The sequence below is a fragment of the Sphingomonas daechungensis genome (genome assembly GCF_039543105.1).
Classification (GTDB): Bacteria; Pseudomonadota; Alphaproteobacteria; order Sphingomonadales; family Sphingomonadaceae; genus Sphingomicrobium; species Sphingomicrobium daechungense.
In genome coordinates, this window is sequence record NZ_BAABJC010000001.1 from 1542183 (window position 1) to 1563460 (window position 21278).

Here is a 21278-nt window from a genome sequence, read left to right on the forward strand (position 1 = left end):
GCCTTCAAGAGGCGGTCAAACTTAGTCTGCCAATTCATCCGGCTGCATCCTTCGGCAATAGCGCCTGCCTCGCGTCTTTGGTGATCCAGTGAAGCGTCTCGTTCTCCCTGGCGCTGAAAAGTAGGCTCATGTGGTAGAATTTGCAGCCGTCAAAGTCACAATCGACGAACTCAATTGCCTGTGTAGACCGGCGCGCTGGGTCGGGATCAACCTCGATGCAGTCAACTCCGTCCAGCGTGTGACTGTTGCGCATCAGCGAGGGCTTCGAGGGATCGGAAGTTATTCCGACCATGGCCACGCCGGGACCGATGATTTCACAATCTATGAACCTCTTGCCTAACACATAGCGCCGTCCGAGCGGGGCAAGGTCACGAAGGTACAGCCGCTTGTTCTCATACACCGTCGCCATCGGATCGAATGGCGAACTGTCTCCCGTCAGTCGCGCCCGGTGCTTCGCCTCGATCCGCCAAAGCTTAGTGCGCGCAATCGCGCCAAACGAGATCGAAGAGACAAAGAAAGCCAAGAGGCCTGCGGTAAACCACCCCCATGCGCCGTATTGGCTGATTAGCCCCACGCTGCTTGCAAGGTACCCGCTCACGAGGCCGACGAACCCTGACGGGACAATCGTCCAGAATGTAACGGCGTTCGAGGCGCGGCTAATCCAGCGGTCGATGAACTCTTTTGCCATAAGCTAACCCCCGTCCCGATGTTGTCCTGATTAACAACATCAGTGGCAAGTCCCGGCCTATAGCAGGCCACGGTTACATGCTCCAAGGGGATAAACCCCATCTTGAGAAACAACCGATGTTGTGCGATCCCAAGCGCGCTCGGTGATTCTGTGGGGTGTTGCGTATGCGCCGAGCGATCCTGATTCCTGCTGCACCGACGACCCCGCGCTAACCCGCCCCCATCGGTCGCTCCCATGCTTGCTGCTGACGTGCTGTCGCGCATTGCAGCTGAGCTCGCGCTTTTTGCGAGCGTCGGCTTCCTTCTGCTTGGCCTCAACGACCTTGCAGTCGACATCATCTACCTGACCCGCAGGTTGTGGCGTTCGCGAACGGTCTACCGTCGGTACCGCAAGGCCTATGCGAGCTTTTTCTGCTTCAACAAGAACCCGGGTTTCATGGCGATCTTCGTGCCCGCCTGGGAAGAATCCGCGGTCATCGCAGCGATGCTCAAGGCAACGTTGAAGCGTCTCGATTACCCCGACTACCGCATCTTCGTCGGCTATTACCGGAACGACCCGGCGACGGGCGCCGCCATCGCCAGCATCGCGGATCCCCGCATCACGTCCGTCGAGGTCGAGGCCGACGGCCCGACCACGAAAGCCGACTGCCTCATCATCTGTACGACGCCCTGATCGCTCATGAGACGGTGACCGGACGCCGGGCAAAGGCCGTCGTCTTGCATGACGCCGAGGACCTCGTTCACCGCTACGAACTGCGCGTCTTTGACGGGCTGATCGGACGGGCAGCCGTGGTCCAGCTTCCGGTCCTTCCGCTGGTGGACCGTAATTCACGCTGGATCAGCGGACATTATTGCGACGAATTCGCCGAGGCTCACATCAAGGAGCTGGTGGTTCGCGAAGCCGTCGGCGCGGCCATTCCGCTTGCCGGGGTCGGCTGTGCGATCGAGCGTGTGCCGCTCGCCAAGCTTGCCGCTCAGCACGAAGGGCGGCCGTTCGCGGGCAAGAGCCTGACGGAGGATTATGAGATCGGTCTCCGTTTCGGCGGGCTTGGACTGAAGACCATGTTCGTCCGGATCCCGTCCGAGCCGGGTGAGCCGGGCGTCGTTTCCAGCCGCGGCTACTTTCCTTCGACGCTGGGCGCCGCGGTCCGCCAAAAGGCGCGATGGCTGGGCGGGATTGCCTTCGCCGGCTGGGATCGGCTCGGGTGGAGCGGCGGCCTTGGCGAGCGCTGGATGCGGCTCCGCGATCGGCGCGGGCCGCTCGCGGCGTTGCTGATCCTGGGCGCGTATTCGGCAGCGTTCCTGTGGTCGCAGCTCTGGCTTGCCGGCCTCCTCGGAGCCCCGATCCAGGTTCGGATCGAGCCCCTCCTGGCGATGCTCCTCACCATCAACGCCTGGCTCTTGCTGTGGCGAGTCCTGATGCGCGCCTGGTTCACGGCTTCCGCCTACGGGCTCGAAGAAGGCCTGCTGTCGATACCACGGCTGTTCGTCGGGAATCTGATCGCAGTCCTCGCGGCGTTCCGTGCCTTTTCGCGTCATGTCGGCGGCCGCTCTCAGACCTGGGAGAAAACGCAGCACATTTTTCCCAAGGAGGCCGTGCTGTGAGCGCACCGGTCCGCTTTCTATTGGTCGCAGTCACCGGCTGGGCCCTGGTTCGAAGCGTGACGCTGGGGGCGCTGCCTGGGCCGGAAGCATTCGCCGTAACGAAGGCGGAGGCAGCTCCGGTTCCGCCCATCGTGCCGACACAATTCCCGCCAATCACTCCAGTCGGGATGGATATCGATCAGGTTCCGGCGGAGTATCCGGCATATCCTACTTATCCGAACGGACCCGCCTATGCCGGTCAAGCGCAGCCGCCCCGGTATCTCCCTGCGCCGGTCTATTATTACCCCGCCTCCGCGCCTTCCCGGGTGGTGCACGTGCCCTTGCCACCGGCGAAGCCGCAACTGGCGGAGCCCGAAGCTGAGCCGGCGCAATTCTACGCTCCTGTTCCGCAACTCGATCAGTGGGACCTGGCGCAAGTCGCTCGGGGCAATTTCTCCGGTCCACCGCGCCAGAGCACTCCGGTCCCCGCAGGGATTCCGCAGTTCATTCCAAAGAAGCACCTCGATCGCCTGCAATTCAGCGCCTGGGCGATGTTGCGCGGGCGGCCGGGCACAGGTTCGCTCGCCAGCGGCGGAACACTGGGCGGTAGCCAGGCGGGCGGAAGGCTGACCTATGCCTTCGATCCCCGGATCGCAGCGTCACTACGATCAAGCAGCCCCATCGGTGGCGCGCGGGGAGGCGAGGTCGCCGCCGGCGTCCGCTTCACACCCATTCCCTCCATACCTTTCGCGATCACCGCTGAACGCAGGCAGGCCATCGGCAAGTTCAGCACCGGCCGATCGGACTTTGCCTTGTTTGCCGAGGGTGGGATCTACCAGCGGCCGATCGGATGGGATTTCATGCTCGACGGATACGCCCAGGCGGGAGTCGTCGGGCTGCGCGAGCGCGATCTTTTCGCCGACGGCGGACTCGCCGTTTCGCGACCGGTGTGGGGACGCTTCTCGGCCGGCTTTGGCGTCTGGGGCGGCTATCAACCCGGCCTCTATCGCGTCGATGCCGGGCCACGCATCTCCATGCGGGTACGTCCGAACATCAGCGTCCACGTGGATTGGCGGCAGAGATTGGCAGGGACGGCGGAACCATCGTCCGGGCCGGCCGTCACGCTGGGCGCAAACTTCTAGACGCGAAGCTTCAAATCGGCCGTATGGCTTGGCCATCCGCTGTCTTTGCCGCTAGTCCATAGCGGCCGATGGACATCTACCTTCCGATCGCCGGCCAGTCGGTCAACGCGCTGCTGATCATCGCGCTTGGCGGGGTCGTTGGCATCCTGTCGGGCATGTTCGGCGTCGGCGGCGGTTTCCTGACGACGCCGCTGCTGATCTTCTACGGCATCCCACCATCGGTCGCCGTTGCGTCCGCCACGACGCAGATCACCGGCGCCAGCGTAACCGGCGCCATGGCGCACATGCGGCGCGGCGGCGCGGACATGCAGATGGCGGGAATCATGATCGTCGGTGGCCTCGTCGGCTCGCTGGTCGGCGCGGCGATCTTCCGCGCGCTACAGGCCAGCGGCCAGATCGATGTCGTCATCGGCGGCCTGTATGTCCTCCTGCTCGGCTACATCGGCTATCTGATGCTGAAGGACGCGCTCATCGCCCTGGGGATCCTGCAAACCAGCGCTCCGAAGTCGCGGCCGCGGCACAATCGCTGGGTCGCCGCGCTTCCGCTACGGTGGCGCTTTTACAAGTCGGGCCTGTACATCTCGCCGCTTGCGCCGCTGGCGCTCGGATTTGGGGCGGGCGTCCTGACAATGCTGCTTGGCGTTGGCGGCGGGTTCATCCTGGTGCCGGCAATGATCTACATCCTCGGCATGCCGGCTCGCATCGTCATCGGCACCTCGTTGATCATCATCCTCGTCATCGCCGCGGGCACGACGATGGTGCATGCGCTGACCACCCGTGCCGTCGACATCGTCCTGGCCGGGCTGCTGCTGCTCGGCGGCGTGGTTGGCGCGCAATATGGTGCGACGCTCGCCACCAAGATGAAGCCGGACTACCTCCGGCTCGCCTTGGCGGTCGTCATCCTTCTGGTCGCCGGTCGCATGCTGCTCGGCCTGACCTGGCGGCCGGACGACATCTTCACCGTGGAATACCTGTGAAGCCGGTTCATGCACTGGCGCTGGCGGGCGCTTCGCTGGCCCTGATGGGGCAGGCGAAGCCGGTCCTGGTGCCGGACGTTTCCGCGCGGCGGATCGAGATCCGCTACAGCTTCACCGGCGCCCAGCTCCTGCTGTTCGGTGCGATCCTTTATCCCAAGGGGCGCATTCCCGAACACGATCCGGACATCGCAGTCGTGCTGCGAGGGCCCGTCCAACCGATCCTGGTGCGTGAGAAGCAGAAGATCGCGGGCATCTGGATGAATGCCGATTCCGCCCGTTTCCGCTCTGCACCGTCATTCTATGCGGTGGCGTCCTCGCAGCCAGTCTCGAAACTTCTCGATGAGCGAACTGCGGCGATCTACGAGATCGGCCTTCAAAATTTGCAGCTCTCCCCGGGATCTGGCGCCGTTCCGGACAGGGCGCGCCACTTCGAAGCCGGGTTGATCGACCTTCGGAAGCGCCGCGGCGTCTATTACGAAGACCCCCGGGGGGTGGAGATCACCGAGGGCGTGCTTTACCGGGCGCGCATCTCGATCCCGAGCCAGGTCCCGGTCGGGACTTACTCGGCGGAGACCTTCCTGATTCAGGACGGTCGGGTGCTCGCGGTCGCGACGAAGGACATCGAGATCGGGAAGACGGGGTTCGAGCGCTGGGTCTCGCTGGTCGCTCGACGGCACGAGGGGCTCTACGGGATTGCGGCGGTCTTGATGTCGCTCGGGCTCGGCTGGGCGGCCGCGATGATCTTCCGCCGCCGCTTCTAAGCCTAAGGCAAATCTTAACCGCTCGCGCTTACTAGGCTTGTCCCACCAGAGTTAACGAGCGTTGGGACGGCGAGAAAATGGACGATCAACCGAATCTGCAGAGTTTCGTCAACGAAATCAGCAGCTTCAGCGACGAAGGCCCGGCTCCAAAGACGGTTGCACCGCTGGCGACGAACGTCCAGGCGATCGGCGAGGTGATGGAAATTGCCGGTTCGGGCTCCAGAATCCGCATGGATAATGCGGTGCTTGCGGCCCTTCTCAACCATAGCGACCCGTCGATCGCCATGTCCGGCCAGGTCGGCAGCCAGGTGAAGATGGCGGTCGGCAACAGCTGGCTGATCGCTAACGTCCGAACCATGAAGGGCGAAGGTGGCGAGGTGGTCGCGGCCATCGACTTCCTGGGCGAGGGCGTCCGCGACGCTCGCGGCGGCATGTCCAACTTCCGCCGCGGTGTGACCCGCTATCCGATCCCGGGCGACAAGGTCCTTCCCGTCTCGACCGACGACCTCCGTGCCGTGTTCGCGGCCGACGACAATCCGCATATCGAAATTGGCACGGTCTATCCGACCGAAGAGATCCGCGGCGCCCTTTATGTCGATCCAATGCTGTCGAAGCACTTCGCGGTGTTGGGATCGACCGGTACCGGCAAGTCGACCTCGGTGTCGTTGATTCTCCACCGCATCTCGGAGCTCAGCCCCGAGGGCCATATCGTGATGATCGACCCGCACGGCGAATATTCGGCTGCGTTCAAGGATTGCGGCGAGCTTTTCAACGTCGACAATCTGCAGCTTCCCTACTGGCTGATGAACTTCGAAGAGCATTGCGAGGTCCTGCTGACCACGCACGGTTCCGAACGTCAGCGCGATGCCGACATCCTGGCGAAGATCCTTCTCGCAGCCCGCACCAAGGGCAAGAATGTCGAGCAGCTCGGCAAGGTCACCGTGGACTCGCCGATCCCGTATTTGCTGACCGACCTCAACGCGATCCTCGTCAACGAGATGGGCAAGCTCGACCGCGCGGGCGATACGCTTCCCTACCAGCGGCTGAAGACGAAGCTCGAAGAGCTCCGCGCCGATCCGCGCTACACCTTCATGTTCTCCGGCATGCTGGTTTCGGACTCGATGGGCAGCTTCCTTGCGAAACTGTTCCGCCTGCCGAGCCACGGCCGCCCCATCTCCATCGTCGACGTTTCCGGTGTTCCGTCCGAGGTCACTTCGGTCGTGGTTTCGGTGCTTGCCCGTATGGTGTTCGACTATGCGATCTGGTCGCGAACCGAGCCGCAGCGTCCGATCCTGCTCGTTTGCGAAGAGGCCCATCGCTACGTTCCGAAGGACGAGAACAGCGGCGCCCAGGCCGTTCGCAAGATCCTCGAGCGTATCGCCAAGGAAGGTCGTAAGTACGGCGTCTCGCTGGGTCTGATCACGCAGCGTCCGTCCGACTTGGCGGAAGGCGTGCTTTCCCAGTGCGGCACGATCATCTCGATGCGTTTGAACAACGACCGCGACCAGGCCTGCGTTCGTGCAGCAATGCCTGAAGGCGCGCGCGGCTTCCTCGACGCCATCCCGGCGCTCCGCAACCGCGAATGCATCGTCTGCGGCGAAGGTGTTGCGATTCCGATCCGCGTCCGCTTCGACGATCTCGAGCCGGAAAAGCGTCCCGCCTCGTCCGACCCGAGCTTCGCCGCCCTGTGGCGCGAGACCGGCGGCGAAGACGGCATCATCCAGCGCACGATCAAGCGCTGGCGTGGACACGGCCGCTAAGACATTCCGTTAGGGTACGAGGACGGTGTCCTCGGCGTCGTTCGCAGTCTTGGGAAAATCGAGCGTGTAGTGAAGCCCGCGGCTTTCATGCCGCGACAAGGCCGAGCGGATGATGAGATCCGCAACCTCCACCAGGTTGCGAAGCTCGATCAGGTCCGGCGTCACGCGAAAGTGCCGGTAGTAGTCCGTGACTTCCTGTCGAAGCAGGTCGATCCGGTGCTTGGCGCGCTCGAGCCGCTTGGTCGTGCGGACGATGCCGACATAATTCCACATGAAGCGGCGGATTTCGCCCCACGTCTGGGTGATGACGACTTCCTCGTCGCTGTCGGTCACTCGGCTTTCGTCCCATCCGCGAACTTCCGGAACGTCCGAGAGCGAGTCCCAATTGCCAAGGATGTGCTGCGCGGCCGCTTCGCCGAAGACAAGGCATTCGAGGAGGCTGTTGGACGCCAGGCGATTGGCGCCGTGGAGGCCCGACTGAGTCACTTCTCCCGCAGCATAAAGCCCGGGTGCATCGGTACAGCCGTGAAGGTCCACCATCACGCCGCCGCACGTGTAATGCTGCGCGGGAACGACGGGAATTGGATCCCTCGTAATGTCGATGCCTAGGCCGAGCAGCTTTTCGTAGATGTTCGGGAAGTGCTCCTTAACGAACTCCGGCTCGCGGTGCGAAATATCCAGGTGCACGTAGTCGAGGCCCAGGCGCTTGATCTCATGGTCGATGGCCCGGGCGACGATGTCGCGCGGCGCAAGCTCGGCACGCTCGTCGAAGCGGGGCATGAACCGCTCGCCCGTTCCCGGGATCTTGAGCTGCCCACCCTCGCCCCGAACTGCCTCCGTGATGAGGAAGTTCTTGACTTCCAGATTGTACAGGCAGGTCGGGTGGAACTGCATGAACTCCATGTTGGAGATTCGGCAGCCCGCTCTCCAAGCCATGGCGATTCCATCACCGGTCGCACCGCGTGGCGCTGTGGAGAACAGGTACGCACGCCCTGCCCCACCGGTTGCCAGAACCGTTGCCCGGGCGGTCAAGGCTTCGACGCGCTTCTTCGCCCGATTGTAGGCGTAGAGCCCGTGAACGGCGCCGCTGGTCGAAAAGTTCGAGGCATGCCGGCCGGTAATCAGATCGACGGCCACCATGTCCGGGACGAGCTTGATATTGGGGTGCTTGGCCGCCGCGGTTTCCAGCGCGCGCTGAACCGCGGCGCCGGTTGCATCGGCGACATGCACGATCCGGCGATGGCTGTGACCGCCCTCACGCGTGAGATGTAGCCCGTCTTCATCAGTGGCGAAGGGAACGCCCAGCTCGACCAGCCTCTCGATCGCCCGCGGCGCCGATTCGACGACATGCTCGACGACCTGGCGGTCGTTGAGCCCGGCGCCGGCGATCATGGTATCGTTGATGTGGGCTTCGAAGCTGTCTCCCTCTTCCAGTACGGCGGCGATCCCGCCCTGCGCCCAGCCCGTCGCGCCCTCCCCGAGAGCTCCTTTGGCGATCACCGCCACCTTGCGGGTCTCGGCAAGGTTGAGCGCCGCCGTTAGGCCGGCAGCTCCTGATCCCACAACGAGGACGTCGGCAGTCGCGCTCATCAGGCGGGTTCGCACGTCAAGCTTAGAAAGACATCCTCCAGGTCCGGCTCGCGGGTGCGGACGTCGACGATGGCGAAGCCGTCGCGCTGGACGGCCGCGAGCACCTGGCCGGCATCGACCTTGTCCTTGCGATAGGTGATTTCGAGAGTTCGCTCGTCAAGCAGGTTGATATTCTCGAAGCAGGCATTGGCCGGGACGGAATCGATTTCGCGGTCGAAGGTCACGACCACGGCCTTTTCCTGCGCCTTGGAAACGAGCTGCCGCGTCGGCTCATTGGCGATGACTCGGCCATGATTGATGATGGCGATCCGGTCGCAAAGCTCTTCGGCCTCTTCGAGATAATGCGTCGTCAGGACGACGGTCACCCCCTGAGCATTGAGCTGCCGGACATATGCCCAGAGCTGGCGGCGCAGCTCGATATCCACGCCCGCGGTGGGCTCATCGAGCACGAGGATCGGCGGCGAGTGGACCATCGCTTTCGCCACCAGGAGGCGCCGCTTCATTCCCCCCGAAAGAGTCCGCGAATAAGCGTTCGCCTTGTCGGTCAGGTGCATCGCCGCGAGGAGCTCACCGGTCTTCCGCTGTTCCTTCGGGATTCCGTACAGGCCGGCCTGGATCTCCAGCGCCTCCTTCGGCGTGAAGAAGGGGTCGAACAGGATTTCCTGCGGGACGATGCCGATCGAGCGCTTCGCATTGCGCGGATGCTGGTCGATGTCGAAGCCCCAGATCGAAGCCTTGCCGCTGCTCTTGACTACGAGGCCCGCAAGGATGTTGATCAGCGTCGACTTGCCCGCGCCGTTGGGGCCGAGCAGGCCGAAGATCTGGCCGGCGGGAACATCGAAGCTGACATCGTCGAGCGCCTTCTTGCCGTCGGAGTAAGTCTTCGACAGCGATTCGATCCGGATTGCAGCAGACGCGTCCATTGGGCGCGCATAGCGGCCAGTCGCCCCAGCCGACAAGCGAGTGGAAAGGTGAAAGGTAAACGCGCGCTTTACCCTGTCTGTCAGACGCATCTTGAGAAGAAAGGGTTACCACCGCGTTTGTAATGAGTTTGCGCTTCTTACCCTTGCTGTCAGCGGGGCTGCTGTCGATTGCGACCGCGGCTCCGCTTTCGGCTGCACCCAAGGCGGCTGTTCCACCCGCCCGTGCTTCGGTCGATATCCGCAAGGCAACGCAGGTCCGGCTGCTCAACGACCTGAACTTCGGTTACCTCAGCGTGACCACGGCCGGGACCGCGGTGATGAACCCCAACACCGATGCGCTGACGACGACCGGCGGTGTGGTGAAGATCGGCGGCAATCCCTATTCCGCTTTGTTTGAAGGCGTTTCGCCCGTGAAGGGCGTCGTCATCGTCCGCATTCCGAAGAATCCGATCACCTTGGTGCGCGTCGGCGGGACCGAGACGATGACCGTGTCGAACTGGACCGTGGACGGCAGCAACAGCCGCAACGTCAATTCCAAGGAGCCGTTCGACTTCAAGGTCGGTGCGACTCTGTTCGTCAACGCCAACCAGGTCGAGGGCGTATATGCCGGGACGTTCACGGTGGACGTTCAATACCCCTGACATTCCACGCCGGCCCGTCCTAAGACGATGTTAACTAGACTTGTCATATACGGCTCGGCATCGGCTGGGGGCGGTGGCGTTTGCTATGAGTTCGGTTCGACATTTTGTCCTGCTTTCAGCAGCAGTCCTTGGGCTGGCGATGGGATCGCCGGCCTTGGCGGCGCCCAAGGCAGCATCTCCGCCGGCGACGGGCAAGCTGCGGATCGGTCGGCCGATCACCCTCACCTGGATCAAGGACCTCGATTTCGCCGCCCTTCGAGTGACCGCCGCCGGGTCGGCGACGATCAATGCCGACACCGGGGCAATGACCACGTCCGGCGGCGTCCAGCAAATCGCAGGGAGTCCGCAACCGGCAGAATTCCAGATCGCCGCCGCCCGGGCCGCAATCCTGTTCGTGACTCTCCCGAGTGGATCGGTCACGCTGACGCGTGTCGGCGGAACGCAGACGATGACGGTCTCGAACTGGGATCTCGACGGTCTGCTCGGTATCCGGATCATCCCGCAGAACGGCGTCCTGAACTTCAAGGTGGGCGCGCGGCTCAACGTCAACGCCAACCAGACCGAGGGAACATACATCGGGCAATTCAACGTCACGGTCGACTATCTCTGACCGAGCGCGGTTGAACGGGCGGCACGCCGCAGCTACCTGAAGGGCATGGACCAATCCGCCAAAGCCGCTGATTCCTTGCCGCCGCCAGAAGTTTTCAAGGTCAAGACGCTTCAGGTCGCCTGCGACGGCTCCGGCGAGGTTGCCCCGGCGCTCGGCCACCCGCGCGTGTTCCTGCGCATCGAGCCCGACCTGGGCTTCGTCGAATGCGGGTACTGCGACCGCCGTTTCGTCCTTGAGGGGGGACCCGCGGACACGCTCGCATGAGCGCCTCCGATCCGCGCCGCTTCCTTTACAGAAGCCTGGACCCTGACGGCGCAAGGCAGCTCGCGTCCAAGCATTTGTCCGGATGCGACGATGGCGAGCTGTACTTGCAATATTCGGCGAGCGAGGCGTTCGGCTTCGACGACGGGCGGCTAAAGACCGCCGACTACAACACTGGCTCCGGGTTCGGCCTCCGCGGAGTTTCGGGAGAAACAACGGCGTTCTCGCACGCCAACGAGATCAGCGCGGGCGCGATTGACCGCGCTGCGGCGACGCTGAAATTGCTCGATCCTGCGAGGGGCCAGACGGCGCCGCCGCCGCTGCGCACGAACCAGGCAATGTACACTGCCGACGATCCGCTTTCGCTGATTCCGTTCGCCGAAAAGGTGGCGCTCTGCCAGACCATCGACGCCGCCGCCCGCGCTCGCGATCCGCGCGTTGCGCAGGTCGCCGTTTCGCTCGCGGCAAGCTGGAGCGTGATCGATATCGTCCGCGCTGACGGCTTCGTCGCGCATGACGTCCGGCCGCTGGTGCGCCTCAACGTGCAGATTGTCGCCCAGGACGGAGATCGCCGGGAGACAGGGCATCACGGTCTCGGCGGCCGCTATCTCTATGACGACCTGTTCAAGCCGGAGACGTGGAACCGCGCGATCGACATCGCGCTTGCGCAGGCGCTGACCAACCTTGAATCCGTTGCGGCGCCGGCTGGAGAAATGCCGGTCGTGCTTGGTCCTGGCTGGCCGGGCGTGCTGCTCCACGAGGCGGTCGGCCACGGGCTGGAAGGCGATTTCAATCGCAAGGGCACTTCGGCTTTTTCTGGCCGCATCGGCGAAAGGGTCGCCGCGCCCGGCGTCACGGTGATTGACGACGGAGCCATCGGAAGTCGCCGCGGGTCGCTGACCATCGACGATGAGGGCACGCCGACCCGCCGCAACGTTCTCATCGAGGACGGCCTTCTGAAGGGCTACATCCAGGACCGACTGAACGCCCGGTTGATGGGCGTTGAGCCGACCGGCAACGGCCGCCGCGAAAGCTTCGCCCACGCCCCGATGCCGCGCATGACCAATACCTTCATGCTCGCCGGCAACGACAATCCGGGCGAGCTCACGGAGCGGGTGAAGGACGGGGTCTACGCCAAGAGTTTCGGAGGCGGACAGGTCGACATCACCAGCGGCAAGTTCGTCTTCTCTTGCACTGAAGCTTACCGAATCCGGAACGGCCGCATTGCCGAACCGATCAAGGGCGCAACGCTGATCGGGGATGGCCCGACGGTGCTGACCCGGATCAAGGGCATCGGCAACGACCTCGAGCTCGACGAAGGCGTCGGCATTTGCGGCAAGGGTGGACAGTCGGTCCCGGCCGGCGTCGGACAGCCGACATTGCTCATCGACGGGCTGACCGTCGGGGGAACCGCCACCGCATGACCGACTGGCGACGCGACGTTCTGACCTACTGGTTCGGGCTGGATCCCGCGCAATGGTGGCGGAGCGAGCCCGCGGTCGACGAAGAGATTCGTGAGCGGTTCCTCCCACTTTGGGAGAGCAAGAGGCAGCTTCCTGTGAGCTCGTTTCTCGACGACCCGCTGACCGCGCTGGCGGGCGTCATCCTGTTCGATCAGTTCCCCCGGAACATGTTCCGCGGCGACGCCGAGCAGTTCGCTACGGACATCCTGGGACTGGGCATCGCCAAGGCAGCCGTCGATCTCGGTTTCGATGAGCAGCTCGAGCCCAAGGAACGTGGCTTCCTCTATTTGCCGTTCGAGCACAGTGAGAACCTCGCCGACCAGAAAAGGTCCATCCAGCTATTCACCGCGCTCGGCGACGAGAACCTGCTCGGCTACGCCAAGAAGCATCACGACGTGATCGAGCGGTTCGGACGGTTTCCCCATCGGAACGCCATGCTTGGGCGTACTCCGCGACCGGCCGAAGTGGCCGCCGGCGATATCGTTCCCTGGTGAATGAGCCTCGTCGAGCTCGCCCGGTTCGAAAATCGCATTGAGGCAGAGCTCGCTCGGCTGAACCTCCAGGCGGAGGGGATCGAGGCCGTCCTGTTCGACGCCGACATGCACAGCTTCGGGTGGGGGCCGATGATCCCGGTACGCTTGATGGTTCTGGACGAAGACTTGGCCGACGCGCGCCAGGTTCTCGCGACCGGCTAGAGCAGGTGCGCGATCGGCGTCGGGTCGACGCCGACGGCCACCAGCCGACGCTCGATTTCGTCGCGCGGCATTCCCTTGTCGGCTTTCGCCAATGCCCAGGTCAGTGCCGAACGCGTTCCGCTGCGACAGAAGGCGAGAACCTTTCCGGAGGCGGCCGCAAGCGCATCGTTCATCGCGTCCGCGTCAGCCGGACCGATCCCACGGATGATCGGCACGGCGCGATAGGCGATGCCGGCCGCTGTCGCCGCTTGCTCGATCTCCAGGCCGCGCGGCTGACCCGGCTCTTCGCCATCCGGGCGATTGTTGATGATCAGGGTGATGCCTTCGCCAGCCAGGGCCGCGATGTCGCCGGGCTGGACCTGACCACTGACCGACAAGACGTCATCCAGCTGGCGTGTCATCCGACTTCTCCGTTTCCGCGGCGACGGCCGCGAGCATGGCTTCTCCGTAGCGGGCAAGCTTGACGGCACCAACCCCCTGCACCGTGCCCAGCTCCCCAAGCGATCTCGGGCGCGAAGCGGCAATTTCCCGCAATGTCGAATCGTGGAAGATGACATAGGGCGGGACGCCCGCGTCCGCCGCGAGCTTCCGCCGTGCCTCCCGCAGGGCGTCAAACATCGGATCGGCCGGTCCCTGACGACGAACGCGAGAGCCGCGCCGACGCGGAGGCGGCACCGCAATAGTCAGCTCCTGCTCGCCTTTCAGGATCGGCTTGGCGCCGGGACCGAAGCTTAGTCCACCGTACGCATCCGCTCGCAAAGCGTCGCGCGCGATCAGGGCACGAGCGACCGGCCGCACCAATGCGACTTCGTCGGCGTCTGCAATCCCGAACACGGACAGCCGATCATGGCCGAAGCTTCGCACCTTCTCGTTGTCGTTCCCGGCCAGCACATCGGCGAGGTGCGCAACGCCGAACCGCATCTCGGTACGGAAGGCGGCAGAAAGAAGCTTGCGCGCAAGCTCCGTCGCATCGATCGTCTTGGGAGGATCGATGCAATTGTCGCAATTGCCGCAGGCCTCTGGCGTGTCCTCGCCGAAATGCTTGAGCAGGATCGCGCGCCTGCAGCCCGCAGTCTCGACGAACGCAGCCAGCGCGTTCAACCGCTCGCGCTCCTCCGGCCGGCGATCGGGCTCAACCTCCTGCTCGATGCGGGTGCGGGCGCGAGCGAAGTCTTCGGCGCCCCAGAACAGCCAGGCTTCGGCGGGATCCCCGTCACGGCCCGCACGACCGGTCTCCTGATAATAGGATTCGATCGACTTCGGGATTCCAGCATGAGCGACGAAGCGCACGTCCGGCTTGTCGATGCCCATGCCGAACGCAACGGTCGCCGCCATCACCATCTCCTCGGACGCGACGAATGCGGATTGATTGCGTGCCCGGATCGAGGGGTCGAGACCGGCGTGATAGGCGAGCGAGGGGCGCCCGGTGGACGAAAGCTGCTCCGCAATCCGCTCCGACTTGTCCCGGCTCGGCGCGTAGACGATTCCCGCTCCAGTCTGGCTCGCGAGCAGCAGTTTCAGCTGTGCATTGAGTCCGTCGCGCGGACGGACGTGGTAGCGGATGTTGGGCCGATCGAACCCGGCGATGACCAGCCCGTCCTCCGGAACTCCGAGCTGGGCGAGAATGTCTTCGCGGGTCCGCCGGTCCGCTGTCGCCGTCAGGGCGAGACGGGGAACGTCCAGATTCTCATCCAGCAACGTTCGCAGCTGGCGATAGTCGGGCCGGAAGTCATGACCCCACTCGCTGACGCAGTGCGCCTCGTCGATCGCGATCAGCGACAGGTTCACCCGGCTGACGAGCCGCCGGAACGAGTCCATATTGGCCCGCTCCGGCGCGACGTAAAGAAGGTCGAGCTCGCCTGCCTTGAAGCGCTCGATCGTCCGCTCACGGTCCGTATCGGCGGATGTCAACGAAGCCGCGCGAAGCCCAATCGCACTGGCACTCCGGATCTGGTCATGCATCAAAGCGATCAGCGGCGAGATCACCAGCGCCGTGCCCTCTCGTGCGACCGCCGGAAGCTGATAGCAGAGCGACTTTCCCGCGCCGGTCGGCATGACGGCAAGGGTGCTGCGCCCAGCAAGGACGCGCCCGATGACCTCCTCCTGCACTCCTCGGAAGTGATCGAACCCGAACGTGTCTTTCAGGATTGCCAGCGGGTCGGTCATTCCACTCTTACGCTACTCCGCCGCTTCGGCGGCATCTTCCAGAACCCGTTCGGCCGCCTGACGGTACCAGAGGTCCGCGTAGAGGCCACCCTTGTCCAGCAATTCCTCGTGCGTGCCGAGCTCGGCGACCTTGCCGTTCTCCAGCACCGCGATGCGGTCTGCGCCAACGACCGTCGAGAGCCGGTGGGCAATGATGATGGTCGTGCGATTGCGGGCAATGCGTTCGAGTGTTTCCTGGATCGCCTGCTCGGTCCGGCTGTCGAGCGCGCTTGTCGCTTCGTCGAGGACGAGGATCGGCGGATTCTTGAGCAGCGTACGAGCGATGGCCACGCGCTGCTTCTCTCCGCCTGATAGTTTGAGTCCGCGCTCGCCGACCATGGATTCGTAGCCTTGAGGCAGGGCCTTCACGAAATCGTCGATCGCCGCGCCCTTCGCAGCCTGCTCGATGTCTTCGGTTGACGCCTGCCCGCGACCGTAAGCGATGTTGTACCCGATCGTATCGTTGAACAGCACGGTATCCTGCGGGACGATTCCGATCGAGGAGCGAAGCGATCGTTGGGCGACGTCCGCGATCGGCTGGCCGTCGATGAGGATGCGGCCCGCGGTCGGATCGTAGAAGCGGTACATCAGCCGCGCGAGGGTCGACTTGCCAGCACCCGAGGGACCGACGACCGCCAGGCTCGACCCCGCCGGAATGTCGAGGTCGATGCCCTTCAGGATCTCCCGCTCCGGCTCGTATCCGAAATGCACGCCTTCGAAGCGGACGTTGCCGCGCTTCACTTCGAGCGCCGGCGCGCCAGGCTTGTCGATTACCTCTGCCGGCGTATCGAGAAGGCTGAACATCGCCTCCATGTCGATCAGGCCCTGACGGATCGAGCGATAGACCCAGCCGAGCATGTCGAGCGGACGGAAGAGCTGCATCAGCAGCGAGTTCACAAGCACTACGTCGCCCGGCGTGAACTGCCCGCGGCTCCACCCCCAGACCGTGAAGATCATCGCGCCGGCCATCATCAGGTTGGTGATGAAGCTCTGGCCGATATTGAGCCATGCCAAGGATGTCTCGTTGCGGACCGCCGCTTTGGCGAAGGCGGAAATCGCCTCGTCGTAGCGCTTTGCCTCACGCTCCTCGGCCCCGAAGTACTTGACCGTTTCGTAGTTCAGAAGAGAGTCGACGGCGCGGCCGATCGCCTTGTTGTCCACCTCGTTCATGTCGCGCTGGATCTGCGCGCGCCAATCGGTGACCTTGCGCGTGAAGGCGATATAGACGGCGACCATCGCCAGCGTCGCCGCGACCAGTCCGGCGCCGAACTTCACGAAGAAGATGACGCAGATCGCAATTAGCTCGATCGCTGTCGGAGCGATGTTGAACAGGATGAAATAGAGCATCATGTCGATGCTCTTGGTCCCGCGCTCGACCACTTTCGTCAGCGATCCGGTCCGCCGCTCAAGATGGAAGCGCAGGCCGAGGTCGTGGATGTGCCGGAAAACCTGCCCCGACAGGCGGCGCGCGGCGCCCTGCCCGACCTTCTCGAACAAAGCGTTGCGTAGGTTATCCGCGAGAACGCCCGCGAAGCGCGCCACCGTGTAGGCGACGACCAGCATGGCGACGACGCCAAACACGACCTGCGGGCCGGACATGCGGTCGATCACCGCCTTGTAAGCGAAGGGCATGACCAGGGTTGCGGCCTTGCCGGCAAGCACCAGGATGACTGCCGCGACGACCCTGGCCTTGATCTCGAACTGGCCGGCTGGCCACAGCATCGGCAGGAAGCGGACAAGCGTGCGGAACCCCGCGTCGGTCTTCGGTTGCTGCTCCGCTGCTTCGGCCATTCCCTCCTAGGTAGGTGCCCCGGGAGCGAGCCGCAAACGCCGGTTGCGAAACAATCGGAACCGGCTTGCCGCTCGGCTGTTCAGCGCTGCAACAACGGAACGGAATTTCCTCATGGAACCAATCTATTATGTGATTGCGATCCTCGGCTGTCCTGACGATTCCGCGCAGTGCACGCCGGTTGCTACCATGCCCACGCATTATGCGTCGCAGGAGGCTTGCTCCGCGGGAACGCACCAGGCGCTCCTCCAGAACAATGCATTCGACTTTCCGACCTTGGTCGCAGAGTGCCGCGTGACTGACCCCCGCACGATCGCACAGCAGGACGATTCCGTGCGCGTTCCCGTCAACGCCCTCCGCGGATGATCAAAATGTCCGATGTCATCGAACCCATGGTCCACGAGGACCGGCTGCCCGGTCATGAAAGCAAGCTCGAGCCGAAGCCGGATTGGGAGCCACGCTATGCCGGATCGGATCGCCTGAAGGGCAAGGTTGCGCTGGTAACGGGTGCAGACAGCGGGATTGGCCGCGCGGTTGCAGCCTTGTTCGCGCGCGAAGGCGCGGACGTCGCGATTGCCTACCTCTGCGAGCATGACGACGCCAAGGAGACGAAGGCGATTGTGGAAGGGGAAGGCCGGAAGGCGATCGTCATCGCCGGCGACCTCGGCGACAGGAGCTTTTGCGACCAGGTCATCCAGCGAACCGTCGATGAGCTCGGTGGCCTCGACATCCTCGTCAACAACGCCGGCGAGCAGCACTATGACGAAGACATTCGCGACATCACCGAGGATCAGCTGAAGCGCACGTTTCAGACCAACATCTTCAGCATGTTCTACCTGACGCAGGCGGCGATGCCGCACCTGACGGAAGGCTCGGCGATCGTAAATTGCACGTCGGAGACGATGTACAAGGGTTCGCCCGGCCTGCTCGACTACAGCGCGACCAAGGGCGCCATCACCGCCTTTACCCGCTCGCTGGCCAAGAACCTGGTCGAGCAAGGCATCCGCGTGAACGGTGTAGCGCCGGGACCGATCTGGACCCCGCTCAATCCTTCGGGCGGACAACCGCCGGAGAAGATCCCTGAGTTCGGCAAGAGCACGCCGATGAAGCGGCCCGGCCAGCCCAATGAGGTCGCTCCCTCATTCCTGTTCCTAGCCTGCGACGATTCCAGCTACATGACCGGGCAGGTTCTCCATCCCGACGGCGGAAACACCTCCTCTACCTGACTCGGGGTTGGGATATTTCCCCAACTCTCAGCCGGAAATTCAGCAATGCGTCAGGCGAAAGTTGCCCGCTGCACTGTGAAATAACGATAATTTCCATTTGGCACGCTCCCTGCATTGAATGCTGCATGACCCGTCGAGGGTCAAAAAAGGGAGATTGAACAATGCTTACTCTGAACGACGCACGCTCGACTGCCACCGCTTTCGCAGCCGCATTCATCACTGCCATGCTGTTCGTCAGCTCGGCCACCAGCATGCTGCCGATTGCCTAACAACTTCAGACGAATAGGAATTCGAAGTGAACAATCGTTTTGTCCTCAACCGGTCTCAGGGGAAGGTCATGGGCGTCGCCGCCGGCCTCGCCGACTGGACGGGTGTCGATGCATTGCTGATCCGTCTCGGCATGGTCGCCGCGCTGCTGCTGACCGGACCGGTCGTGATCCTGTTTTATGTCCTGACGGGCTGGTTGGCCTCCGATCGTTGATCCGGGGCCAACCTTTCCTAACCTATTGTTGTGAACGGCGCCGACCCTTTCCAGCTCAGCTGTTGTCGGTGGGCCATCCCATTGGCTAGAGCATGAAGACATCGAAGGAGAGTCGCATGCGCAACTGCCTTACCGGATTGGTCCTCATCGCGATCGCCGCCGGGCCCGCGTCAGCGGCGCTTCCCACGGGCGCGAAGGCTCCCGACTTCACCACCACCGGCGCGCTTGGCGGCAAACCGTTCAAGCTCAACCTCGCGGCCCAGCTCAAGAAGGGACCGGTCGTTCTCTATTTCTATCCGAAGGCCTTCACGCAGGGCTGCACGCTGGAGGCGCATGCCTTCAGCGAAGCGGAGAAGGATTTCAAGAAAGCGGGCGCGCAGGTGATCGGCATGTCGGCGGATGACCTGCCAACCCTCAAGAAATTCTCGGTCGAGGGCTGCCGGAGCGCATTCCCGGTCGCGACGGCCACTCCGGCAGTGATCAAGGCCTATGACGTCTCGCTGAAACAGAAGCCCGAACTGACCGACCGGACGTCCTATGTAATCGGTCGCGACGGGAAAATCGTCTTCGTCCACTCCGACCTAAACTGGAGCGAGCATGTGACGAAGACGCTCGCTGCGGTGAAGGCCCTCAAGCGCTAGGCTAGGGCTTCACCCGCCACATCAGGAACGGCGAATCCTTGGGCAGCGCTACCGGCGTAAGCCAGGACGGGACCTTGCCGGCCACCAGCTGATTGTAAAAGCCGTTCTTCGCCTCGGCCCGGAAGATGGTCGCCGTCGACATATTCGGGCAGATCAACACATAGTCCGAACGATATTTCGAGACGATGGCGTGCGCTTGCGGCTCACCTCCGCGGAATGCCTTCATGACGTCAGCAATCTGGTCTCCGTTGCGATGATAAGGACCTGTCACCGTGTCATGGTGAGTGACGGTGATCAGCCGCGGGCCGAGATCGACGAAGGTGAAAACCATGCCTTTCGGCTGCTTGGCGACCGGCCTCATGCCCCATAGGGAGGCACACTGCCGGTTGGCCTTGTCGATGGAGCGTTCGTAGGCCGTCTTCTTCTTGACCGGATAGAAGAAGCTGGCCGACGGAATCGCGGCGCCAAGGCCGATGATAATCAGAAGGAACGTGCCGAGGACCCGGATGACGGAGTTCTTGGCATTCCAGGCTTTCGGCACTGCCACCCAAAGCAAGGCCGTCGCTCCGGCGAGCCCGAGCACCTGTGCAGCCGGTCCCGTGCGGGTCTGCCATAGCAGCAGGAGGATTGCAGCAAGCCCGGGGGCAGCGACCGCGAGGATTCGACGCAGGAGGTCGGGATCGGACCGCTTCGTCCAAGCCAGAAGTCCCCAACCGACTAGCCCGGTCAGCGGGATCGCCACCACCGCGGACGCCGTTTGCCAGCCGTGCCGATTCAGGGGACGCGCTTCCCGCACGTGGCTCATCCAGAGCTGGTAGACTTCCGGTGATATCCCTTCGAGCCGGGTCAGGCAGTGCGGCCACACGAGGGCATGGAAAGCAGCAACGATGATCCCCGCGCCGAGCGCCAGGACAAAGCGTAGCTTCCAGTCCTTCGCTTCGACCATGCTGAGGCCCAGCAGCAACGCCGAACCCAGTAACGCGTCGGATAGCCAGACCGGGGAAAGCGCGTCGCAGACCGGAAGACGGTTCGCGTAGGACGCGAAGGCCAGGAAGCCGAACGCGGTGCCTCCTCCAAAGGTGACGGCGTAGCTCGAGAGCCGACGCCTCTCCCCCAGATCGGCAACCCAAAAGAGCGCCATCGCGCCCGCCGTCACGGCGAGGTAGATGATCATTTCCAGGCCGATCCACAGCGACATCGCCGATGCGATGCCGGCAATCGCGCCGCCCCTCGCGCGCTTCGGATCGGCAATCCCGGCTACGGCCAGCGCCAGCAAGGCAAGCTGCCAGCCGTGGTGATCGATCCGCGTCGGCGCGTACATGTTGAGGGCCGAGCCGGCGAAAAACAAAGCGACGAAAACCAGCGGGTAGGCATGGCGATCGACGAGGCGCCGGACGATCAGCGCGAGCGAGAAAAGCAACACCAGGAGCGGCAGCAACGGCGCGATCGCGATCGCAGTCTTCTCCGCAGCGATTCCACCAACGATCGGGCGCAGCGCGAGGATGATCCCCGCAAGAGGAAGGTCGACGAGGCGTGACCAGTGAATGTTCGCACCATAAGGCGGGTTCAGGCGATACTGTCGAAGGTCGAACCAGTCCTGCCCCGCAAGTAGGGCTCTGACCTGGCTCATCCTCAGATTGTCATCCGTGTCGCCCAGCGCGAAATACTGGATCGAAGTCCATCTCTGGATCAGAAAATAGCCGCAAAGGCCAAGCCAGACGCCGACCACGATCCATTTCCAGTAGCGGTCGGTGAACTCGAGTAGGCGGTTCAAGCTTGGCCCTTTTTAAAGGTTTCCTGCTGTAGCGGGGCGCGGCTACAGAGCAAGCAGACCGTCTTCCA

23 protein-coding genes are annotated in these 21278 nt (G+C 63.5%); 16 read left to right on the forward strand and 7 right to left on the reverse strand.

Annotation, left to right across the window (positions count from 1 at the left end):
• Positions 1–34: 34 nt before the first annotated feature.
• Positions 35–688, reverse strand: a complete 654-nt coding sequence (locus tag ABD928_RS08040) for a hypothetical protein (protein WP_187715585.1) — start codon at positions 686–688, stop codon at positions 35–37.
• 249 nt (positions 689–937) lie between these two features.
• Between ABD928_RS08040 and ABD928_RS08045 the strand changes: the two genes are divergently transcribed.
• The 6 genes from ABD928_RS08045 (at position 938) to ABD928_RS08070 (ending at position 6911) form a co-directional block, all read left to right on the forward strand.
• The gene (locus ABD928_RS08045; protein WP_345167755.1) at positions 938–1360 is read left to right on the forward strand and encodes a glycosyltransferase; all 423 of its coding nucleotides are present in this window, start codon (positions 938–940) and stop codon (positions 1358–1360) included.
• A gap of 14 nt (positions 1361–1374) precedes the next feature.
• Positions 1375–2292: a glycosyltransferase family 2 protein gene (locus ABD928_RS08050; RefSeq protein ID WP_345167758.1), complete on the forward strand. Its 918-nt coding sequence runs from the start codon at positions 1375–1377 to the stop codon at positions 2290–2292.
• A complete protein-coding gene (locus tag ABD928_RS08055; protein WP_187715584.1) occupies positions 2289–3413 on the forward strand; it encodes a hypothetical protein in 1125 nt (374 codons plus the stop codon). The genes ABD928_RS08050 and ABD928_RS08055 overlap by 4 nt, the downstream gene beginning before the upstream one ends.
• A 68-nt stretch (positions 3414–3481) precedes the next feature.
• A complete protein-coding gene (locus tag ABD928_RS08060) occupies positions 3482–4390 on the forward strand; it encodes a sulfite exporter TauE/SafE family protein (RefSeq protein ID WP_187715583.1) in 909 nt (302 codons plus the stop codon).
• A 44-nt stretch (positions 4391–4434) separates the two neighbouring features.
• The gene (locus ABD928_RS08065) at positions 4435–5151 is read left to right on the forward strand and encodes a TIGR02186 family protein (protein WP_345170170.1); all 717 of its coding nucleotides are present in this window, start codon (positions 4435–4437) and stop codon (positions 5149–5151) included.
• Between the two features lie 77 nt (positions 5152–5228).
• Positions 5229–6911: an ATP-binding protein gene (locus tag ABD928_RS08070; RefSeq protein ID WP_345167764.1), complete on the forward strand. Its 1683-nt coding sequence runs from the start codon at positions 5229–5231 to the stop codon at positions 6909–6911.
• A 9-nt stretch (positions 6912–6920) separates the two neighbouring features.
• Here the strand turns inward: ABD928_RS08070 and nadB are convergent, their stop codons facing one another.
• Positions 6921–8501 (reverse strand): L-aspartate oxidase, encoded by a 1581-nt coding sequence (nadB, locus tag ABD928_RS08075; protein WP_187715582.1) that lies wholly within the window; start codon positions 8499–8501, stop codon positions 6921–6923.
• A complete protein-coding gene (locus ABD928_RS08080; RefSeq protein WP_345167767.1) occupies positions 8501–9424 on the reverse strand; it encodes an ABC transporter ATP-binding protein in 924 nt (307 codons plus the stop codon). The genes nadB and ABD928_RS08080 overlap by 1 nt, the downstream gene beginning before the upstream one ends.
• 122 nt (positions 9425–9546) lie before the next feature.
• Here ABD928_RS08080 and ABD928_RS08085 point away from each other — a divergent pair, with 122 nt between their 5' ends.
• The 6 genes from ABD928_RS08085 to ABD928_RS08110 all read left to right on the forward strand — a co-directional run bounded on the left by ABD928_RS08085 (position 9547) and on the right by ABD928_RS08110 (position 13094).
• Positions 9547–10065 carry a DUF4402 domain-containing protein gene (locus ABD928_RS08085; protein ID WP_187715581.1) on the forward strand — a complete coding sequence of 173 codons (519 nt, stop codon included), beginning with the start codon at positions 9547–9549 and terminating at the stop codon, positions 10063–10065.
• An 85-nt stretch (positions 10066–10150) separates the two neighbouring features.
• The gene (locus ABD928_RS08090; RefSeq protein ID WP_187715580.1) at positions 10151–10675 is read left to right on the forward strand and encodes a DUF4402 domain-containing protein; all 525 of its coding nucleotides are present in this window, start codon (positions 10151–10153) and stop codon (positions 10673–10675) included.
• A 45-nt stretch (positions 10676–10720) separates the two neighbouring features.
• Positions 10721–10939 carry a zinc-finger domain-containing protein gene (locus ABD928_RS08095; RefSeq protein WP_345167771.1) on the forward strand — a complete coding sequence of 73 codons (219 nt, stop codon included), beginning with the start codon at positions 10721–10723 and terminating at the stop codon, positions 10937–10939.
• On the forward strand, positions 10936–12360 hold the full coding sequence (gene tldD, locus ABD928_RS08100; RefSeq protein WP_345167773.1) for a metalloprotease TldD: 1425 nt from the start codon (positions 10936–10938) through the stop codon (positions 12358–12360). The genes ABD928_RS08095 and tldD overlap by 4 nt, the downstream gene beginning before the upstream one ends.
• Positions 12357–12893, forward strand: a complete 537-nt coding sequence (locus ABD928_RS08105; protein ID WP_187715579.1) for a DUF924 family protein — start codon at positions 12357–12359, stop codon at positions 12891–12893. Before tldD ends, ABD928_RS08105 begins: the two co-directional genes overlap by 4 nt.
• Positions 12894–13094, forward strand: coding sequence for a putative signal transducing protein (locus tag ABD928_RS08110; RefSeq protein WP_187715578.1), 201 nt, complete (start codon positions 12894–12896; stop codon positions 13092–13094).
• Here ABD928_RS08110 and ABD928_RS08115 read toward each other — a convergent pair.
• From ABD928_RS08115 to ABD928_RS08125, 3 genes are read right to left on the reverse strand one after another with little or no spacing between them, the layout of a single operon-like run.
• On the reverse strand, positions 13091–13495 hold the full coding sequence (locus ABD928_RS08115; protein WP_187715577.1) for a protein tyrosine phosphatase family protein: 405 nt from the start codon (positions 13493–13495) through the stop codon (positions 13091–13093). The two genes, ABD928_RS08110 and ABD928_RS08115, sit on opposite strands and share 4 nt — an antisense overlap.
• Complete coding sequence (gene recQ / locus ABD928_RS08120) at positions 13476–15260, reverse strand: DNA helicase RecQ (protein ID WP_187715576.1); 1785 nt, start codon at positions 15258–15260, stop codon at positions 13476–13478. Before recQ ends, ABD928_RS08115 begins: the two co-directional genes overlap by 20 nt.
• A 12-nt stretch (positions 15261–15272) precedes the next feature.
• Positions 15273–17090: an ABCB family ABC transporter ATP-binding protein/permease gene (locus ABD928_RS08125; RefSeq protein WP_345167781.1), complete on the reverse strand. Its 1818-nt coding sequence runs from the start codon at positions 17088–17090 to the stop codon at positions 15273–15275.
• A 112-nt stretch (positions 17091–17202) separates the two neighbouring features.
• Here ABD928_RS08125 and ABD928_RS08130 point away from each other — a divergent pair, with 112 nt between their 5' ends.
• The 4 genes from ABD928_RS08130 to ABD928_RS08145 all read left to right on the forward strand — a co-directional run bounded on the left by ABD928_RS08130 (position 17203) and on the right by ABD928_RS08145 (position 19436).
• Complete coding sequence (locus ABD928_RS08130) at positions 17203–17454, forward strand: hypothetical protein (protein WP_187715575.1); 252 nt, start codon at positions 17203–17205, stop codon at positions 17452–17454.
• A gap of 5 nt (positions 17455–17459) precedes the next feature.
• Positions 17460–18314, forward strand: a complete 855-nt coding sequence (locus tag ABD928_RS08135; protein WP_345167785.1) for an SDR family oxidoreductase — start codon at positions 17460–17462, stop codon at positions 18312–18314.
• 295 nt (positions 18315–18609) lie between these two features.
• Complete coding sequence (locus ABD928_RS08140; RefSeq protein WP_187715574.1) at positions 18610–18795, forward strand: PspC domain-containing protein; 186 nt, start codon at positions 18610–18612, stop codon at positions 18793–18795.
• Between the two features lie 116 nt (positions 18796–18911).
• Positions 18912–19436, forward strand: coding sequence for a peroxiredoxin (locus tag ABD928_RS08145; RefSeq protein ID WP_187715573.1), 525 nt, complete (start codon positions 18912–18914; stop codon positions 19434–19436).
• 1 nt (position 19437) lies between these two features.
• Here the strand turns inward: ABD928_RS08145 and ABD928_RS08150 are convergent, their stop codons facing one another.
• Entirely contained in the window at positions 19438–21210 is a 1773-nt protein-coding gene (locus ABD928_RS08150; protein ID WP_345167789.1) for an AcrB/AcrD/AcrF family protein, read from the reverse strand.
• Positions 21211–21278 lie beyond the last annotated feature (68 nt).

Coding starts and splice junctions, on each gene's coding strand:
- ABD928_RS08065 (WP_345170170.1), top strand. CDS start 4,435: ATGGGGCAGGCGAAGCCGGTCCTGGTGCCGGACGTTTCCGCGCGGCGG.
- ABD928_RS08070 (WP_345167764.1), top strand. CDS start 5,229: ATGGACGATCAACCGAATCTGCAGAGTTTCGTCAACGAAATCAGCAGC.
- ABD928_RS08080 (WP_345167767.1), bottom strand. CDS start 9,424: ATGGACGCGTCTGCTGCAATCCGGATCGAATCGCTGTCGAAGACTTAC.
- ABD928_RS08095 (WP_345167771.1), top strand. CDS start 10,721: ATGGACCAATCCGCCAAAGCCGCTGATTCCTTGCCGCCGCCAGAAGTT.
- ABD928_RS08090 (WP_187715580.1), top strand. CDS start 10,151: ATGAGTTCGGTTCGACATTTTGTCCTGCTTTCAGCAGCAGTCCTTGGG.
- ABD928_RS08060 (WP_187715583.1), top strand. CDS start 3,482: ATGGACATCTACCTTCCGATCGCCGGCCAGTCGGTCAACGCGCTGCTG.
- ABD928_RS08085 (WP_187715581.1), top strand. CDS start 9,547: ATGAGTTTGCGCTTCTTACCCTTGCTGTCAGCGGGGCTGCTGTCGATT.
- ABD928_RS08135 (WP_345167785.1), top strand. CDS start 17,460: ATGTCCGATGTCATCGAACCCATGGTCCACGAGGACCGGCTGCCCGGT.
- ABD928_RS08125 (WP_345167781.1), bottom strand. CDS start 17,090: ATGGCCGAAGCAGCGGAGCAGCAACCGAAGACCGACGCGGGGTTCCGC.
- ABD928_RS08115 (WP_187715577.1), bottom strand. CDS start 13,495: ATGACACGCCAGCTGGATGACGTCTTGTCGGTCAGTGGTCAGGTCCAG.
- tldD (WP_345167773.1), top strand. CDS start 10,936: ATGAGCGCCTCCGATCCGCGCCGCTTCCTTTACAGAAGCCTGGACCCT.
- ABD928_RS08105 (WP_187715579.1), top strand. CDS start 12,357: ATGACCGACTGGCGACGCGACGTTCTGACCTACTGGTTCGGGCTGGAT.
- ABD928_RS08145 (WP_187715573.1), top strand. CDS start 18,912: ATGCGCAACTGCCTTACCGGATTGGTCCTCATCGCGATCGCCGCCGGG.
- ABD928_RS08040 (WP_187715585.1), bottom strand. CDS start 688: ATGGCAAAAGAGTTCATCGACCGCTGGATTAGCCGCGCCTCGAACGCC.
- ABD928_RS08110 (WP_187715578.1), top strand. CDS start 12,894: ATGAGCCTCGTCGAGCTCGCCCGGTTCGAAAATCGCATTGAGGCAGAG.
- recQ (WP_187715576.1), bottom strand. CDS start 15,260: ATGACCGACCCGCTGGCAATCCTGAAAGACACGTTCGGGTTCGATCAC.
- ABD928_RS08130 (WP_187715575.1), top strand. CDS start 17,203: ATGGAACCAATCTATTATGTGATTGCGATCCTCGGCTGTCCTGACGAT.
- nadB (WP_187715582.1), bottom strand. CDS start 8,501: ATGAGCGCGACTGCCGACGTCCTCGTTGTGGGATCAGGAGCTGCCGGC.